The following is a 16313-nucleotide window of genomic DNA, read 5'->3' as shown; positions in this document are numbered from 1 at the left end:
ACTATATTTTCTTTAGATGGTAATTAAAACCGTTGTTCCTTCCCCAAGCTTAGAATTTAAATTATAGCTACCATTTAATAATTTAATGCGCTTCTCCATATTAGAAAGCCCATTACCTTTTTCTGTTGCAGCAACATCAAACCCAGAACCATTATCAGCTATTTTAATTTGAATTGCCGAGCCTAACTTATCAATATCTACAGAAATATTAGATGCTTTTGCATGCTTTAAACTATTGTTAACCGCTTCTTGTATAACGCGATGGATGTTTATACCTTCAATCGAAGTAAATTCTCTATTTTGATCTATTGTATTGACTATACTAAAATCAAAATTGATTTCTGAAGAAATTTCGTTTGCTTTATCAATAAAGTTGGTGATTCTAGATTTTAAATCCTCAAAACTAATAGTGTCTTTATTCATGGCCCAAATGGTATCTCGCAACTCATAAATAGTACCAGAAGTAAATTGACTAATCGTTTCTAATTTGGTTGTAAGTGCTTTATCTTCAATATTAAACGCATACTTTAAATTATCTAAAGACGAAATAATAAACGTAAGCTGTGCGCCAATATTGTCATGCAAATCCCTGCTAATTCTTAAACGTTGCTCTTGTAGTTTATTCTGGGTTTCTATTTTTAGCAAGGCATCTTTGAGTTCATTTTCTTTTTTAAGCTGATTATTTTTAAGCTTCTGCTGGTTGTAAAACAAATAACCAATTAAACCCAGAATAAGTGCTAATCCAATTAAACCATAAACTTGATAATTACGTTTTTGAATTAAAACGTTTTGTTCTGCAATTTCGGCACGCTGAATTAGAATTTCTTTTTCTTTTTCAGCAGATTGATATTTCTCAAAAACCTCTTGAGTTGCAACTTTTTCATTTTCATTAGCTATAGAATCTCTTAATGCTAGTGCGATTTCAAAACGTTCATTTGAAGCCTTGTATTCATTTAAATTTTTATAAGCAAATGCTATTAATCGTTGCATCTTGTATTGAGAAAGAATTTCTTCTTCAGATAGATTTTCTAGAGCAATTTGATACTGATCAGCTGCATTTTTAAATTGTCCAATATTATCATAGACAGACCCTAAGGCTGAATTATTAGAGCTTTTTAATCGTTTGTTCTTTAAGTCTGTATAAATTTTATCTGCCTTTTTTAAATAATAAACTGCTGAGTCATATACTTCTAAACGTTTATAATCTAAACCCAAATGGTTATAAGTAATTCCAAGACCTCTCAAATCATTTATATTCGCTTTAACCTTAATAGCTTTATGAGAATAATATATACTAGAATCATGCTGCTTAACTAGTCCAAAATTTTTAGATAAATTACTTAGAGAAGCACCAACGCCATATTTATCACCTATTTTTTGTCTTAGCTTTAAAGCTAATCTGTGATAATTATTAGACTCTTTCACACGATCTAACTCTGTTAGTAATAATCCTATGTTATTGAGATTATTAGCTTGACCTCTATCTTGTCTAAGGGTTTTAAAAATTTTTAAGGACTCAAGGTAATTTTCCATTGCCTTTTCAAAATTTTCTCTATCCCAATCAATTAAACCTCTATTATTGTAAACCGATGCCATAGCCTGTAAATCATTGTTCTTCTCTGCAATTTTAAAGGCTTGATCATATACTAAAAGAGCACTATCCTTTTTGCTTACTATATCATAGTAAATTCCCTTTCTTAAGTAAGATCTTATTAATAAATAATCTGTTTTTAAGTCCTTACTTAAAGCGATACTTTGATCGCCTATAGCTCTTGAGATTTCTGGTTTAGCATAACAATAATTAAAGAATGATTTATGCAAAGATTCAATAGCTAGAGAATCATTAGACTGATTTTTAGCCACTTTAATAATACTATCAATAATTTTAATATTGTCCTGACTAAAAGTCAAAAAAGAAGTTATTAAACTTATAAATAAAAGGTGTTTTTTCATGATAGGAAACAAAAAAAGCATCAGAGACAAAACACACTGTACTGTGATTTGATGCACTGACGCCTTTTTAAAAAAATTGATTAATAGCATAACGAATATAAACGATATCAGAGTTCTAATTCTTTTTTTTCGATAAGTGGCAATTAAAAAAGATTAAGCGTAATCCCTATAAAATTACGCCTAATCAACAAATCTCAACAACAAGATTATTTGTTAAGATCGTAGGCATATATAGTCTTATCATTTGGTTTGTAATATAATATACCACCAAACTCATCAACTTTATATGTTGGCTTTTTGTCTTTTAAAACTATCTCTTTTTCTAAAGCTCCAGTATCTTTATTCAATTTTACTAAACCTACACCATCTTCTAATTTGGTAAGTATAAATTGAGCATTTTGAGTAGCAGAAGTTGCATTAAATCGTTTTAACATTTCTGCAATTGAAGCTCCAGAGGCTGCAGCCATTCCTTTTGATAAATTATTAAGACGATCACCTCTTGCGGTGTATTGCCCAAGATAGTTGCGCTCTCTTCCTGCTTCATAAGCAGCAGAAGCAGAAGCAGCTGCTGTAGCTACTGCTGTAACTCCAGCTAAAATAGCACCAAAGGCACTTTTTCCTGGTGCTCTTTTGTACTCATGCCAAGTAGATTGTCCTTCCCAATCTAAAAACATCATATTTTGATCAGAGGTTAATAAAATGCCACCATCTCTTACCTCAACTGAAGTCGGATCTTCTTTACCTTCAAAATCGGCTTCCATAAGTAATTCTGATGTTCCAGAATTGGCATCGATAGCAAATAATTTTTCATCAGCAGCTATTAAGTAACGATCATTCTTTTTATCATAATCAGAGCTAACCACATTTGCTCTTTTAAACTTTAATGGCTTTTTCCATACCTGATCACCTGTTTCAAGATTCACAATATTAGCATCTTCAGATGTAATGTAAATAAGACCTTGTGGTGTGGAAGCCATCGTTAAAATATTCTCACCTGTTTTTAAAGGCTTTTTGAATAAAGGTTTACCATCATAAGATACTTTATTAATACCACCTTCTCTAATACCAAATAAGATACCATCCTCCATGATATAAAAATGCTGAACGTATCCTTTAGTTTTTGGTGCTTTATCCCAAAGATCATCTCCTGTAGCTGCACTTAGCAAGGTTATTTTAGATTCAGATTTAGCAGCAAATGTTCCACTTCCTCCAGTAACATCACTAACTACTGCAATACCTTGAGGTAAAATCTGAAAGTTTGAAATATTTCCTTTCACCTTTTTCTCATCTGCCCAAGCAGAAGCTCCATTAGCGTTTATTTTATAAATTTTCGTGTTCTTTTTATTAGATGTTGAAGCAAAGGCATAGATATCTTTTTCATCTTCACTTGCAACCATCCAACCAATATATTTTAATTCATTTTCCCAAAGTATATTACCAGAAGACATATTTACTTTCATTAAACCTTTGGTAGTTGGTATAATAACACCATCTGACAAGACTAATGGTGTACCCATTGCTGTTCTTGATCCTTTAAATTTGTAAAAGCTTATTTGTTCTCCAGTATTTAGATCGTAAATGGCTACGGCCTGGGCATACTTTTCTTTAGCTTTTCTCTGTCCACTAACAATTAACTTGTTCGCTGGCATAAGAACTCTAGACATTCCTATGGCTTTCCAACCATTTTTTTCTGTACTAAATAATACTTTACCAGACATATAATCTATAACAGCACTTTTTGTTTGCAATCCTCCAAATCCTGTTTGACCAACAACCACATATGGTGCTCTTGGTATAAAGTTTAATTCTTCTGGTTTTACTTTTCCATAATCTGTGAAGTTAAATAGTAAATCATTGCTTCCTGGTTTAACACCTACCAATCCATCGTTAGTAGCAACAACCATTGTACCACCTTCAGTGATGGTCATATCATTTATCTTAGCTCCAAGATTATATTGGTAATCTGGAGTTTCTGCTTTTTGTGCTAATAGTGATGATGTACTTAATAAAAGTACAATCATCACTAAAAGTTTACTTTGAATTAATAGCGTTTTCATAATAAACAATCTTAGTTTACTACTTGCTTAGTTAAATCAAAAGATCCGTTTGTAATAGTCTTTATAGACTGATCTCCAGCAACATTTTGCGCAGAAAATTCAAACGTTCCAATGACATTATCAGTATCATCAGAAATATTGATTTCACCTACTTGAGTGTCATCATAAGGTGCTTGCCAAATCTCTGTTGTAGAGTTTTGTGGATTTGCTAAATCTACCATAGTTTCTTGGTAAGATCCTACGTTAAAAATGTTAGCTCCACCTCCTAATGGATACGTTCCTGGACCACTGTAACCTGCAATTGTCATAGAAAAAGAATTACCTTCACTATTTGCAGCGATAATAATAAGATTCTGTCCACTGTTTGCAATTGTTGCAGAAGATGCTATATCTACTGATTGATATGCAACACCATCTACAGTTGCTACTAAAGTTCCTGAAGCTGCAGTTCCTGGTCCTCCTCCATCATCATCACTTTTACATGATGTTAATGATACTAATGACATCGTCATTACTAATAACATAAAATTCTTTAAAGTTCTCATTGTTGAATTATTTATTTGATTTATAACGAGAACAAAAGTGTAGTTTATGCACTAAGCAAACAATACGGCATATTACGTATATTTATACAACTTATTGATAATTAATAATTTATATTATCTAAAATTGTATTTGAGGCACCCTTTTTTGTAATGCTTCTTGTTTCTGTTTTAGATTTTGCAGAAATTTTTGATGCTTATCGGAAGTTAGATTAAAAGGCTTGTGAGCTAAACTTTTTTGAATAGCCTCTACATCCTCCATAATATCTTCGGTAGTCTTAGAGATCCATTGCGTCTTAAACTTATGCCATATATAGTTGATAGCTGTTATGTTAGGATGAATCATATCCTCTGTATAGAAACGATAATCACGTAATTCATCCATCATAATTTCATATGCTGGGAAATACACTTCATTTTCGCTTAGAGAACTATTTTCTTTTATAGTCTGATGAATTCCACTAATTAAATGTGCTTTGCTCTGCGTATTTTCAACAAAACCATCCTTGAGGTGTCTTACTGGTGAAACCGTAAAAATGAAGTTCGCTTTAGTATTTATATTTCGTAATAGAGTCACAATAGCATCAAGTGATTGGGCAATTTGTTCAACGCTCAATAGTTCTTTTAAAAACTTTTTTTGTGGTACTTTATGACAGTTAGCAACAATAACATCTGTTTCTATATGTCTATAAACCCAAGCTGTACCTAGTGTAATTATGATATGAGTTGAATTACGTAGTTGCTGAGCTGTTGAATTGATTGTAGCATTAAGATTATGTAATAAGCTTTCTTTGGATGATGAACTCAATCTAGAATGAGTATCAAAACAATACCATTGATCATTAAGTTGAAAAAGATCCTCATCTGAATACTTACGTTCATTTATGGCATTAGTAATTAATGTCTCAATAGCAAGAGGATGAAACACTATACCAAACGGATTAACTGTAGACTTAAATTTGAAATACTTAAACTTTTCTCCAATATGCTCTGAAAAACAAGAGCCTAATAATAAGATATTAGAATCATAATCTATCTGATGATGCGGCTGTTTTAAAAATGGTATATTGGTTTGAAGATTCATAATTAATCAATAAGTTTCATAGTCATATATGGCACTTATTATAAATAACTTTTTGCACTTTTTAAGGCATCATCAATACCATTTGGATTCTTTCCTCCTGCTGTAGCAAAAAATGCTTGTCCTCCACCTCCACCTTGAATATACTTCCCTAATTCTCTAACAATTTGTCCTGCATTTAGGTTTCTTTCAGCGACTAAATCTTTAGAAATGTAACAGGACAAAATAGCTTTTCCGTTGTGTTCGGCTCCAAATAATAAAAAGAGATTATTGAATTCTCCTCCTAGCTTAAAACATAAATCTTTAATTCCTGAAGCATCTAAATCTACTTTTTTGGCGAGGAAATTAATACCATTCACTTCAGAGATTTCATTTTTAAGCTCACCTTTTAAAACTTTAGCCTTATCCTTTAATAAGCTCTCAATTTGTTTTCTTAAATCTGTGTTTTCATCTTGTAAAGCTTTAACAGCTTTTACAGGCTCTTTGGTATTATTTAATAAATCTCTGATTTCAAAATAGGCTCTATTATTTTCAAAATAAAAATCTTTTACAGCATCTTTTGTAATCGCTTCAATACGTCTTATACCTGCAGCAACAGCGCCTTCAGATGTAATTTTAAAATGCCAAATATCTGAGGTATTATCTACATGAGTACCTCCACACAATTCAATAGATTGCCCAAAACGAATCGTACGTACAGTATCGCCATATTTTTCTCCAAACAACGCCATAGCGCCTTCTTCTATAGCTTTATCCATAGGAATGTTACGTTGTTCTTCTAGAGGTATCTTACCATCGATACGAGCATTTACAAAATTCTCAACATCTCTAAGTTGCTCTACAGTTAACTTTGAGAAATGCGAAAAATCGAAACGCAAATATTTAGAGTGCACTGCACTTCCTTTTTGCTCTACGTGAGTTCCTAAAACTTCTCTTAGAGCTTGATGCAACAAATGTGTTGCAGTATGGTTACTCTCTGTGCGCTCTCGTTGTTTTTGATCTACTGTTGCCTTAAACGTCTCTTTTAAATTTTTAGGTAAATTTTTGGTGTAATGTACAATGATATTGTTTTCCTTTTTTGTATCTAAAATGTAAACAACATCACCTTTAGAATCTTCCAAATAGCCTTTGTCACCTACTTGTCCTCCACCTTCCGCATAAAATGGTGTAAGGTTAAACACTAATTGATATAATTTGCCATCTTTTTTAGACGTTACTTTTCTATATCTCGTAATTTTAACATTAGCATTTAAAGCATCATAGCCAATAAACTCTTGTATATCATCTTCTAGGAGTACAGTCCAATCATCAGTAGACATTTCACTCGCAGAACGCGATCTGGTTTTCTGTTTTTCCATTTCAGATTTAAAACCCTCTTCATCTAATTGCAATCCTCTTTCTCTGAGAATTAAAGAGGTAAGATCTATAGGAAATCCATACGTATCATACAATTCAAAAGCCTTCTCACCAGATACAGTTTCACCTTTGGTATTTTCTACTATTCGATCTAATAATACTAAACCTTGCTCTAATGTTCTTAAAAAAGAGGCTTCCTCTTCTTTAATGACGTTTTCTATGAGCTGCTTTTGCGCTTTTAATTCTGGGAAAGCTTTACCCATTTTTTTTGCTAGCACATCAACCAAACGAAAAATAAATGGTTCTTTTCTATCTAGAAATGTAAATCCGTAACGAACTGCTCTTCTTAGAATTCTACGTATCACATAACCTGCACCATTATTGGTAGGTAACTGACCATCTGCAATGGCAAAAGCGACAGCTCTTAAATGATCTGATATAACTCTTATAGCAATATCGACCTTTTCGTCTTCACCATAATCTTTATAAGTAATGGCTTCAATTTCTCTAATAATTGGTGTAAAAACATCAGTATCATAATTAGAGGTAACGCCTTGTAATACCATACAAAGACGCTCAAAACCCATTCCTGTATCTATATGCTTGTTAGGTAAAATTTCTAAGTCACCTGTTGCTTTACGATTATATTGCATAAAAACAAGATTCCAGATTTCTACAACCTGTGGATGGTCCATGTTTACAAGAGATTTACCATCAACCTTAGCCTTTTCTTCATCAGAACGAATATCGACATGTATCTCGCTACAAGGTCCACAAGGTCCTTGTTCTCCCATTTCCCAAAAGTTATCCTTTTTATTTCCCATGAGAATACGATCTTCAGGAATTATTGCCTTCCAGAAATCATAAGCCTCAGTATCCATAGATAAATTATCAGCATCGTCACTACCTTCAAAAACAGTAACGTATAGTATATTTTTATCAATACCATAGACTTCGGTTAACAGCTCCCAAGCCCAAGCAATTGCTTCTTTTTTGAAGTAATCACCAAAACTCCAATTACCCAACATTTCAAACAAAGTATGGTGGTACGTATCGTAACCAACTTCCTCTAAATCATTATGCTTACCAGATACTCTGAGACATTTCTGCGTATCTGCTATTCTATTTTTTTTGGGTTCACCATGACCAAGAAAGAATTCTTTAAATGGTGCCATTCCAGAATTAACAAACATTAAGGTAGGATCGTCCTTAGTCACCATTGGAGCAGATGGCACAATTAAGTGTGATTTGGATTTAAAAAACTCTAAAAATTTATTACGAATATCTTGAGATTTCATTCTGTTTAATCTAGTATCTTGTTTCTTAATAAATAACATTTAATGAGAAACAATTTTTATATTTGTTCGTTTGCTATTATAATCTTGAAAAATTCTCAGCAAAAATAGCATATTTTAAAACATGAGTAAGGTAAAATATTATTACGACTCCGAGACACTGTCTTACAGAAAAATTGAGCGAAAAAAACGAACAACAGTAAAGTATATTGCTTTGTTTCTTATGGCTTCTGCTCTGTTTGGTTTCTTTTTTGTAATCCTTGCCAGCCAGTTTATAGAGTCTCCAAAAGAACGAGAGCTTAAAAGAGAATTACAGAACATGGCTTTACAATACGATATTTTAAATCAACGTATGGAAGATGCCTTTGCTGCACTTGAAAATGTTGAGGAACGTGATAATGCAATTTATCGTTTATATTTTGAAGCCAACCCAATTCCTGAAGAACAGCGACGTGCTGGCTTTGGTGGTATTAATAGATATAAAAAGTTTGAAGGATTTGATAATTCTAAACTCATTGGAGAAAGTAATAAAAGACTAGATATTTTAGAAAAAGCAATAGTAGTACAATCTAAATCATTAGACGAAATTAAAATCTTAGCAGCAGATAAGGAAAAATTTCTGCAAGCTATACCTGCAATACAGCCTGTTAATAATGAGAATTTAACTCGTATGGCTTCTGGTTATGGTTACAGAACAGATCCTTTTACCAAGGTTAGAAAATTCCACTATGGTATGGATTTTACAGCACCAAGAGGTACACCTATTTATGCCTCTGGAGATGGTGTTGTTACTAGAGCAGATAATAGCGCATCTGGTTACGGAAAGCATATTAGAATAGATCATGGTTATGGCTACGTGTCTTTATACGCACATTTATATAAGTACAATGTTAGAAAAAATCAGCGTGTAAAGCGTGGCGACCTTATTGGTTATGTTGGTAGTACAGGACGCTCCGAAGCACCACATTTACATTACGAAGTATTTAAAGACGGTGAACGTATAAATCCTATTAACTTCTATTACGGAAACCTTTCTGCTAAAGAATACGAACGTTTATTACAAAAAGCTTCCTTAGAAAACCAATCCTTAGATTAATATGCATTTAGATCTTCCTGAAAAACGATATTATAGTATTGGTGAACTTGCTAAGGCATTTAACGTAAACACATCTTTAATTCGTTTTTGGGAAAAAGAGTTTGATGCTCTTAAACCTAAGAAAAATGCGAAAGGTAATAGAAAATTCACACCAGATGATGTTAAAAATCTTCAGTTTATATACCATTTAGTAAAAGAACGAGGCTTTACTTTAGAAGGTGCAAAAACTCACCTAAAGGAAGGACGAAAAAAAACACTTAGTAATTTTGAAATTATAGCCAAGTTAGAAGGCGTTAAGCATCAATTACTGAAAATTAAAGATCAACTATAAAATTTATATCATGAAAAAAGGGCTTGTTGTATTATTAATATTAGCTGTTATTATAGCAATAACATTATTTAGTGGTAAAGGATTCTATAATGATGTCATTACTGAAGAAGAAAAAATTAGCGAACAATGGTCTAAAGTTGAAAGTGCCTATCAACTGCGATTAGATTTAATACCTAATTTAATGAAAGTAGCTGAACGTTATGCAGAATACGAACAAGAAACCTTTAAAATTGTTACTGATGCCAGATCTAAAGCTACTAGTATACAAATAGATCCTTCTAATATAACACCAGAACAGTTAGAGCAATTTAAAAAAGTACAAGGCTCAATGACCTCTGCTTTATCAAGGTTATTAGCTGTTTTTGAACGCTATCCAGACTTAAAAGCTAATGAAAATTACAAAGAATTAATGAACTCATTAGATCGTGTTGAGAAACGTATTAAAGTTGAACGCGATCGTTTTAATGAATCCATAACACCTTACAACACGATGATTAGATCATTCCCAAATAACCTTTATGCTATGATTTTTGGTTTTGATAAAAAAGAGCGTTTTAACGCTGTTAAAGGTGCAGAAAATGGCGTAGACGTCAATGATTACAGATCAAATTAAGATATGTCTGCAGTAGAGAACTTCTTATCATACACTGAAGAACAAGAAGTTATTGCAGCTATACGCGAGGCTGAAAAAAATACATCTGGAGAAATACGAGTACACTTAGAGAACTCTTGCGATAAGTCTATTGAAGATAGAACTAAAGCCGTTTTTCATTATCTTAAGATGGATAATACCAAACTGCAAAATGGTGTACTTATTTATGTTGCAGTAAACAACAGACAGTTTTCGATTTATGGTGACCAAGGTATTAACAAGGTCGTTTCTAAGGAATTTTGGAACAGCACAAAAGAGGCAATCCAAACCCATTTTATTTCGGGTAATTTTAAGCAAGGACTCATAGAAGGTATTATAAAATCAGGTAAACAATTAGAGCAACATTTTCCTTGGGAACATACAGATATTAATGAATTACCCAACCAAATATCTAAAGGAGAATGAAACAACAGATTGTCTTTTTCATTCTATTGATTTGTTGTTGCAAACTTAGCTTTGCACAGTTTGATATTCCTGAAAAACCTAAACGTACTGAAGATCAGACTAGTCTTTACGATGATATTAACCTTCTGTCTAAGGCTCAGCACAATGCCTTAGAACAAAAGCTCATTAGATATAGTGATTCTACATCTACACAAATATTTGTAGCTATTATTAAATCTACAAACAACGATGATATTTCGTTAGTTGCAACAGAATGGGGAGAACGTTGGGGAATTGGTCAAGCTACTGAAGATAATGGCATTGTAATTTTACTCGCTAAAGATGATCGCGAAATTGATATCAGTACAGGTTATGGTATAGAATATAGGCTTACAGATATTTTGGCAGAGCGCGTTATTAATAGAATTATAATTCCTGAGTTTAAAAGAGGTGATTTTTATGGTGGTTTAGATAAAGGAACTGATGCTATTTTTGAGGTCTTAAATGGTGAATTTAAAAATGATAAAATTAATAACGAAGTTCGTTTTCCTATAGAAGTATTTATCGTCTTATTTATTTTCTTCATCATTTTCATTATTGCCATAACCAAAAACAGAAGAGGAGGCAATGGACATGGTGGTCAAAGACATTCTGGAGCCAATGATATCTTAGAAGCGATAATTCTCAGTAATATGGGAAAAGGGAGTTACAGAAGGAGCTCTGGTGGTTTTGGTGGCTGGTCTAGTGGTGGAAGTTCTTCTTCAGGTGGTAGTTTTGGTGGTGGTTTTTCTGGAGGCTTTGGAGGTGGAAGTTTTGGAGGCGGTGGCGCTTCTGGTAGTTGGTAACAACTTAAATTTACACTAAAACCTCAACGCAAAATGACCATTAAACGTTCTTCCATCTTGCAAGGTTGCAACAAACCAATAGTCACTAGCAGGCAAAGCTAGACCATTATACGTACCATCCCAAAAATCGTTATTAGACCAAAGTGTTTTTAACAATTTGCCATACCTATCATAAATATTAACACTCACAAATGCTCTAAATTCTGGAGCTATACCTTTTAAAGACCAAACATCATTTACTGTATCATTATTTGGTGTGAAAAATTTAGGATAGCCTACAACAAAAACCTCTTTGGTGACCACACCACAATTATTTTTAATATCCTTTACATATATAGTATAACGTCCAGCTTGAAGATTAGTAAAGGTATTAGATGTTTGATAAAATAACTCATCATCTAAAGCATATTCATATTCGCCTTCTCCAGTAACTAAAATAGAAATGGTATTATTTGAGGTCAAATCTTCAATTTCAACAGTTTCTATTGTAGCTATATTAGATGGTTCTACCTTTATGATTCTGGTTTGAGAACAACCATAAACAGTGGTAACTATAACAGTGTATGTGCCTGGCTCATTAACTTCTATATCCTTAGTAGTTTCTCCAGTTGACCAATTGTAATAAAAATTGCTTGATATATTATCTGCTATTCCAGGACTTATTGTAATAGGATTAGGAAATTCATTGAGACAATACAATACAGATTGTTCTCTAATTCCAGGTACAGAAGCAACATTTAACTCTAGTTCTGTAATGGCAAAGCATGCGTTATTCTGTTCTACTCTGGCATAAATAATTTGCTCAAAGGGTTGAGTATTACTGTAACCAGGACCTAAGCTATTATTTTCTAACAAAGCATCATCATAGCTTTCAAAATAAGAAACCTCTAAGTCAGTTGGTAAGCCTTGAAGTATTATGCTATCTGCATCTGACAGATTAAAAAATCCAATGCCATCTTCAGTGCTATCATCACAGACTTCTAGAACTCCTGTATTAACCATAGACGCAACACTTACTTGAAGCGTAACTTCTGAAATACTATGACAACCCGAAAGTATATTGGTAACTAAAGCAAATACTGTCTGAAAATTAGATGTATTAATATAGTTATCAGTATCTTCTATAACTTCATTAAGTTGAATATCTTCATAAAAGTCCACACTTAGGTTAGGGTTTCCTCCAGTGATTGATGGAATTGACTGGTTTAAATTAAACGATGTGATACCATCCATCTCAATATCATCACATTGAAATAGATTGGTCGATATAACTTCAGGAATATCATTAACTTGAATTGTAATTGGAGTTCTGGCACCACCAGAACAACCATCAAATAAAGGAATTACCCAAAACGTTGTGGTTTCTGATAAGGTAACAGTATACGATAATTCAGTACTTAAAAGCACTGTAGAAGAAGGTGTTTCAAACCAGGCTAGATTAGGTGTATTTGTAGTGACTTCAATTGTAATACTTTCTTCTCCACAAACTGTTGGGATTTCAAATTCAATTTTAGGTGTAATAATAGTTGTACTAGCCGATAGATTTAATTCCTCTTCTCCTGGCAAACCTCCAAACTCAACAATATAGCCTTGAGGATGATAAGGAGAACCTACAGCATCTCCTTCGTTACCAAGATCGTTCCACGATCCTAAATTACCAATACTTGGATCAGTGATATGAGCATAATCTTCTCCTCCAAAATCGTTGGGTTCACCAACATTCCAAAAATTAAATTCGCCATTTATTGGTGATCCTGTATTCTGATTATAAAATTCTGTACCATCCTCTGGTCCACTAACCCACTTCCAAATGCCTTCAGTTTCTTCATCACTAGCTCCAATCCAACCTGTACCAGCTGTTTGCTGTCCTAATAATTGTGCTTCTTCAATAGTAGTGACTGTTGCCAAATAGCCTTGTAAGCCAAAATATTCTTGGCTTTCTGCTTCAGCAAAGGCTTGCGACCAAGTAATCCCAACACTAGGAATGTAGAAATAATAATGTCCTGTAGATGGTAAATAATTAGCTATACCAAGATTTATTGAAAACTGCTTATCTTCTGTAAAATTAGTCTGTGTGGTTATATACACAACCTCTAATATTGCTGCCTCAAATTCTGAAAAAGTTGCAGGACCTGTTAAAACTAATTGACCTAAAGCTGCATTCCATGTTCCTGAGATATTTGGATGTATTCCTGTAAGTTGAAGTTGGTCTTGACCTAAGGTAAATCCTTCTGAAATTTGTATGATGACCTCATCCCAAGAATTAGAGTTTGTTGGAGGTGTTATCGATACGTTTGTAACAATTGGCATTGGGCTATCACTACAAAACTCTATTAAACCCTCAGCTGTAATTGAAGGTGTTAAATTAGAGCCTTGGCTAAAACAAAGCCATGGTAAAACCCATAAGATGATTATGAATACCTTGTGTTTCAAAACGTAATTCTTTTTCTAGCAAACAGAATTACGAAGATAGCTATTTTTTTCGCATATAAACCGTTACAGGAACACCGTAAAAGTTAAAATGATCTCTTAGTTTGTTTTCTAGAAAACGTTTGTATGGTTCCTTGACATATTGCGGTAAATTACAGAAGAATGCAAACTGCGGTTGAGGCGTTGGCAACTGCATAATATACTTAATCTTAACAAATTTTCCTTTGTAAGCTGGTGGTGGATAATTTTCTATGATTGGTAACAATACATCATTAAGTTCACTTGTTTTAATGCGCTTAGATCTATTTTTGTATACCTCTACTGCTGTTTCAATGGCTTTAAAAATACGCTGTTTGGTTAATGCAGAAATAAAAACTATGGGTACATCTGTAAAGGGCTCTATTTGCTTTCTAATCATTTTTTCGAATTCGTTGGTAGTTTTATTGTCCTTCTCTACCAAATCCCATTTGTTCACTAAAATAACAACACCTTTTCGATTACGCTCTGCGAGCCAAAATATGTTTTGTACTTGTCCATCAAAACCTCTAGTTGCATCCATAACCAAAAGACAAACATCTGCATGCTCAATAGCTCTTACGCTTCGCATTACAGAATAAAACTCAAGATCTTCTTTTACCTTAGATTTTCGTCTAATTCCTGCTGTATCAACTAAATTAAATTCAAATCCAAAACGGTTGTATTTGGTATCAATGGAATCTCTTGTTGTACCTGCAATATCTGTAACGATATATCTATCTTCTCCAATTAATGCGTTTATAAAAGATGATTTTCCTGCATTAGGACGACCAACTACTGCAAAACGTGGCAACTCAGTTTCTTCTTTATCTTCATGCTCAGGCAAAGCATCTACAAGTGCATCTAATAAATCTCCTGTTCCGCTTCCGTTAATACTTGCTATCGTATAATAATCGCCAAGACCTAAGTTATAAAACTCTACAGCATCTTCAGCACGTTTAGCATTATCTACTTTATTTACGGCTAAAAATACTGGCTTTTTTACTTTTCTAAGTAATCGTGCTACATCTTCATCCATTCCTGTAACACCAGTTTCCACATCAACAATAAAAATAATAGCATCTGCTTCATCAATAGCTAGCTCAACTTGTTTGTCGATTTCAGCTTCAAAAATATCGTCACTACCAACAACATAGCCTCCTGTATCAATGAGAGAAAATTCTTTTCCATTCCAATCACTTTTTCCATAATGTCGATCTCTCGTTACACCACTAACAGCATCAACGATAGCTTCTCGTCTTTGAATTAGACGATTAAAAAATGTTGATTTCCCTACATTTGGACGACCTACAATGGCTACGATATTACTCATATTCTTAAAAATTTAAGCGCGCAAAGATATCACTTTACTTTTTATTGTAACCAAATCGTTTGAGTTGATTAAGGTTACTTCTCCAATTCTTATTTACTTTGACATAAAGCTCTAAATGTATCTGCTTACCAAAGAATTTTTCAAGGTCTTTTCTTGCCTCGACACCTACACGTTTCAATGCAGAACCTTTATGACCAATAATAATACCTTTTTGGGTATCGCGCTCTACCATGATTACTGAACGCATTCTTATAATAGTATCCTCTTCAAAAAATTCTTCAGTATTTACTTCAACAGCATACGGAATTTCTTTTTTATAATGCATTAGTATTTTCTCTCTGATAGTTTCATTAACAAAGAAACGCTCTGGTTTATCTGTTAATTGATCTTTTGGATAAAAAGGAGGTGACTCTGGTAATATATCTATAATTCTCTGAAATACCTCTTTAACGTTAAATCCTTGTAATGCAGAAATAGCAAAAATTTCAGCATTAGGGACTTTAGTTTGCCAAATAGAAACTTGCTCTTCTAATTGCTCTTGATTGGATTTATCAATCTTATTAAGTAATAATAATACAGGAATCTTAGAATTGGTTATTTTATTAAAAAAAGCGTCATCTTTTAATTCCTTTTCTCCAATTTCAACCATGTAAACAAGAACGTCTGCATCATCAAAAGCAGACTTTACAAAGTCCATCATGTTTTCTTGCAACTCATAGGCAGGCTTAATAATTCCTGGTGTATCACTGAGAACTATTTGAAAATCATCACCATTTACAATGCCAAGAATTCGATGCCTCGTCGTTTGTGCTTTAGAGGTAATAATGGATAGCTTCTCGCCTACAAAGGCATTCATTAACGTTGACTTACCTACATTAGGATTACCAATAATATTTACAAAACCTGCTTTGTGCATTATCTAAATTTAGACTGCAAAGATAGT

At 33.1% G+C, this 16313-nt stretch carries 13 protein-coding genes; 5 read left to right on the top strand and 8 right to left on the bottom strand.

Translation table 11 applies throughout. The features are described from left to right. Positions 1 to 12 precede the first annotated feature (12 nt). The 5 genes from RM697_RS00530 to alaS all read right to left on the bottom strand — a co-directional run bounded on the left by RM697_RS00530 (position 13) and on the right by alaS (position 8287). Positions 13 to 1911, bottom strand: a complete 1899-nt coding sequence (locus RM697_RS00530; RefSeq protein WP_311425882.1) for a tetratricopeptide repeat-containing sensor histidine kinase — start codon at positions 1909 to 1911, stop codon at positions 13 to 15. Between the two features lie 248 nt (positions 1912 to 2159). Then, entirely contained in the window at positions 2160 to 4010 is a 1851-nt protein-coding gene (locus tag RM697_RS00525) for an outer membrane protein assembly factor BamB family protein (RefSeq protein ID WP_311425881.1), read from the bottom strand. Between the two features lie 11 nt (positions 4011 to 4021). Then, positions 4022 to 4555 (bottom strand): DUF6252 domain-containing protein, encoded by a 534-nt coding sequence (locus RM697_RS00520; RefSeq protein ID WP_311425880.1) that lies wholly within the window; start codon positions 4553 to 4555, stop codon positions 4022 to 4024. Positions 4556 to 4673: 118 nt separating this feature from the next. After that, positions 4674 to 5636 carry a GSCFA domain-containing protein gene (locus tag RM697_RS00515; RefSeq protein WP_311425879.1) on the bottom strand — a complete coding sequence of 321 codons (963 nt, stop codon included), beginning with the start codon at positions 5634 to 5636 and terminating at the stop codon, positions 4674 to 4676. A gap of 38 nt (positions 5637 to 5674) precedes the next feature. Continuing rightward, positions 5675 to 8287, bottom strand: coding sequence for an alanine--tRNA ligase (gene alaS, locus RM697_RS00510; RefSeq protein ID WP_311425878.1), 2613 nt, complete (start codon positions 8285 to 8287; stop codon positions 5675 to 5677). Between the two features lie 121 nt (positions 8288 to 8408). Between alaS and RM697_RS00505 the strand changes: the two genes are divergently transcribed. The 5 genes from RM697_RS00505 to RM697_RS00485 are packed head-to-tail and all read left to right on the top strand — an operon-like array spanning position 8409 to position 11592. Then, entirely contained in the window at positions 8409 to 9380 is a 972-nt protein-coding gene (locus tag RM697_RS00505) for a M23 family metallopeptidase (protein ID WP_311425877.1), read from the top strand. A gap of 1 nt (position 9381) precedes the next feature. Next, positions 9382 to 9711 (top strand): MerR family transcriptional regulator, encoded by a 330-nt coding sequence (locus tag RM697_RS00500; protein WP_311425876.1) that lies wholly within the window; start codon positions 9382 to 9384, stop codon positions 9709 to 9711. Positions 9712 to 9721: 10 nt separating this feature from the next. After that, positions 9722 to 10324 carry a LemA family protein gene (locus RM697_RS00495; RefSeq protein ID WP_311425875.1) on the top strand — a complete coding sequence of 201 codons (603 nt, stop codon included), beginning with the start codon at positions 9722 to 9724 and terminating at the stop codon, positions 10322 to 10324. A gap of 3 nt (positions 10325 to 10327) precedes the next feature. Further along, complete coding sequence (locus RM697_RS00490; protein WP_311425874.1) at positions 10328 to 10768, top strand: TPM domain-containing protein; 441 nt, start codon at positions 10328 to 10330, stop codon at positions 10766 to 10768. Further along, complete coding sequence (locus RM697_RS00485; RefSeq protein WP_311425873.1) at positions 10765 to 11592, top strand: TPM domain-containing protein; 828 nt, start codon at positions 10765 to 10767, stop codon at positions 11590 to 11592. Before RM697_RS00490 ends, RM697_RS00485 begins: the two co-directional genes overlap by 4 nt. Positions 11593 to 11607: 15 nt before the next feature. Here the strand turns inward: RM697_RS00485 and RM697_RS00480 are convergent, their stop codons facing one another. From RM697_RS00480 to era, 3 genes are read right to left on the bottom strand one after another with little or no spacing between them, the layout of a single operon-like run. After that, on the bottom strand, positions 11608 to 14025 hold the full coding sequence (locus RM697_RS00480) for a T9SS type B sorting domain-containing protein (protein WP_311425872.1): 2418 nt from the start codon (positions 14023 to 14025) through the stop codon (positions 11608 to 11610). Positions 14026 to 14065: 40 nt separating this feature from the next. Then, positions 14066 to 15370, bottom strand: a complete 1305-nt coding sequence (der, locus tag RM697_RS00475) for a ribosome biogenesis GTPase Der (RefSeq protein WP_311425871.1) — start codon at positions 15368 to 15370, stop codon at positions 14066 to 14068. 34 nt (positions 15371 to 15404) lie between these two features. Next, positions 15405 to 16289, bottom strand: coding sequence for a GTPase Era (era, locus tag RM697_RS00470; RefSeq protein ID WP_311426461.1), 885 nt, complete (start codon positions 16287 to 16289; stop codon positions 15405 to 15407). Positions 16290 to 16313 lie beyond the last annotated feature (24 nt).

The sequence above is a fragment of the Microcosmobacter mediterraneus genome, from assembly GCF_031846265.1.
In the GTDB taxonomy this organism is placed as follows: domain Bacteria; phylum Bacteroidota; class Bacteroidia; order Flavobacteriales; family Flavobacteriaceae; genus Microcosmobacter; species Microcosmobacter mediterraneus.
This window is presented reverse-complemented; position numbering and strand designations above follow the sequence as displayed.